This window comes from Streptomyces sp. NPDC100445 (genome assembly GCF_044759735.1).
Taxonomy (GTDB): Bacteria; Actinomycetota; Actinomycetes; order Streptomycetales; family Streptomycetaceae; genus Streptomyces.
In genome coordinates, this window is record NZ_JBIVZV010000032.1 from 1 (window position 1) to 2,538 (window position 2,538).

The 2,538-nt window shown below is 74.2% G+C and carries 1 protein-coding gene; it reads left to right on the forward strand.

What is annotated here, in order from left to right:
• Positions 1-2,538 (forward strand): type I polyketide synthase (locus ACIQVT_RS34710; protein ID WP_403763771.1); only part of this gene is annotated, 2,538 nt, incomplete at both ends.

Sequence of the window (2,538 nt, forward strand, 5' to 3'; positions counted from 1 at the left end):
CGTCCCTGCGCCGGGACGTGCCGGAGGACCGGGCCCTGATGCACACGGTGGGACGGCTGCACACCCGTGGTGCCGGGATCGACTGGGAGCAGGTCTTCGCCGGCACCGGGGCACATCTCGTGGACCTGCCCACCTACGCCTTCCAGCACCAGCGCTACTGGCTGAAGCCGACGCTGCCCGAGGGTGATCCCGCGCTGGCCGCCGGGCATCCCCTGCTCGACACGGTGGTGGGCATCCCGGAGACCGGAGGCGTGGTGTGCACCGGCCGGTTGTCCCTGGCCGCCCAGCCCTGGTTGGCGGACCACGTCGTGTCCGGCACGGTCCTGCTGCCCGGCACCGCCCTGGTGGAACTCGCGATCCGCGCCGGTGACGAGGTCGGCGCCCGTACCCTGCGCGAACTGGTCATCGAGGCACCCCTCATGGTCCCGGCGAAAGGTGCCGTACGCGTCCAGGTGACCGTCGGTGGGGACACGGGGGGCGGTGTGCGGTCCGTCGCGGTGTACTCGCGGCCCGAGGACGCGCAGTCCGATGCGCCCTGGTCCCGCCACGCCGGCGGGCAGTTGGCCGGCGACGTACCGGCGCCCACCGCCGTCTCCGAGGTCTGGCCCCCGGACGGGGCGCAGCCGGCCGACCTGACCGGCTTCTACTCGGACCAGGCAGCCGCCGGATACGGATACGGACCGCTGTTCCAGGGGCTCCGGACGCTGTGGACCCGCGGTGCGGAGATCTATGCCGAGGTCGCGCTGCCGGCGGACGACGCCGAGACGGCCACCGGATTCGGTCTGCACCCGGCGCTCCTCGACGCGGTCCTGCACTGCGGCGCCTTCACCGAGCGGAGGGCCGAGGAGGGCAAGCTCATCGTGCCGTTCGCCTGGAGCGGAGTGACTCTGCACGCTTCCGGTGCCACCGCGCTGCGGGTGCGCATGACTCCCACCGGACCGGAGTCGGTGACGATCGAACTCGCCGACGCCGAAGGTGCCCCCGTCGCGTCGGTCGACTCGCTCGTCCTGCGCGCCGTCGCCGCCGAACAGGTGCGGGCCGCGGGCGGGGCGGGCACCGTGGGCACGGACGCCCTGTTCGCCGTCGAATGGACCGCGTCGGCGGCCGGCGCGACTGCTGATGCCGCCGCCCCGGTCGTCCCGCACTCGGTCACCATGGCCCTGGACATCGAGGAACTGGTGCGGTCCGGCGCGTCGATGCCCGCGGTCCTGGTCGTCGACGCCGTCGACGGTGTCGTCAGCGCCGAACGGGTCCGCGGCCTCGCCGGCCGCTTGCTCGGCATCCTCCAGGCGTTCCTGGCCGCGCCGGAACTCCAGGAGAGCCGGCTGCTCGTCGTGACACGCGGCGCGGTCGGCGTGTTGGGCGACGGTGAGGTGACCGACCCGGCGGGAGCGGTGGTCTGGGGACTCGTGCGCGCGGCCCAGGCCGAGAACCCGGACCGCATCGTCCTCATGGACGTGGACGAGATCCAGGCGGCCCGTCCGGCCGCAGCGGGCGTACTGGCCACCGGCGAGGCCCAGGTGGCGGTGCGCGGCGACGTGGTGCACACGCCCCGACTGGTGCGGGCCACGCCGGACGCCAGGACCGGGCCCGCGCTGGACCCCGAGGGCACGGTCCTAGTCACCGGTGGCACCGGAACGCTGGGCGCCCTGGTAGCCCGGCACCTCGTCGCCGAACACGGCGTGCGGAACCTGCTGTTGACGAGCCGCCGCGGCCCGGATGCCCCCGGCGCCCGGGAACTGGTGGCCGAGCTGGAGGCGGCCGGAGCGACTGTCACCGTGTCGGCGTGCGACATGTCCAAGCGGCGGGCGGTGAAGAAGCTCCTCGCGCAGATCTCCCCTGCGGCACCGCTGACCGGCGTCGTGCACGCGGCGGGCGTCCTCGACGACGGTGTGATCGCCGGCCTGACCCAGGAACGCCTCGGAACCGCCTTCCGGCCCAAGGTCGACGCCGCGCTCACCCTGCACGAGCTGACCCGCGACATGGACCTCTCGGCGTTCGTCCTGTTCTCCTCCGCCGCCGGTGTCGTCGGTGCTCCGGGCCAGGGCAACTACTCCGCCGCCAACGCGTTCCTGGACGCCTTCGCCCAGTGGCGGCGCGCCCAGGGCCTGCCCGCCGTCTCCCTGGCGTGGGGCCTGTGGGCCGAGTCCGGCGGCATGATCGCGACGATGAGCGAGTCGGACCGGGCCCGCATGAGCCGGGGCGGGGTGCTCCCGCTCACCTCGCAGGAGGGCCTCGCCCTGCTCGACGCGGCCCTGGCCGGTGCGGCGTCCACCCTCGTCCCGGTGCGGTTCGACTTCGCCGCCCTGGCCGAACAGGCACGGTCGGGACAGTTGCCGTCGATGCTGCGCGGACTGGTGCGCCGACCGCGCCGTACGGCACGCACCACGGCGTCCGGCACCGGTGCGACGCCGGGCGGGACTCTGGCCGACCGCCTCGCCGTCCTCCCGGTCGATGAGCAGGGGCGTGTGCTGCTGGAGTTGGTGTCGGGTGAGGTGGCGGTGGTGTTGGGGCATGCGGGGGCGGGGGAGATCGGTG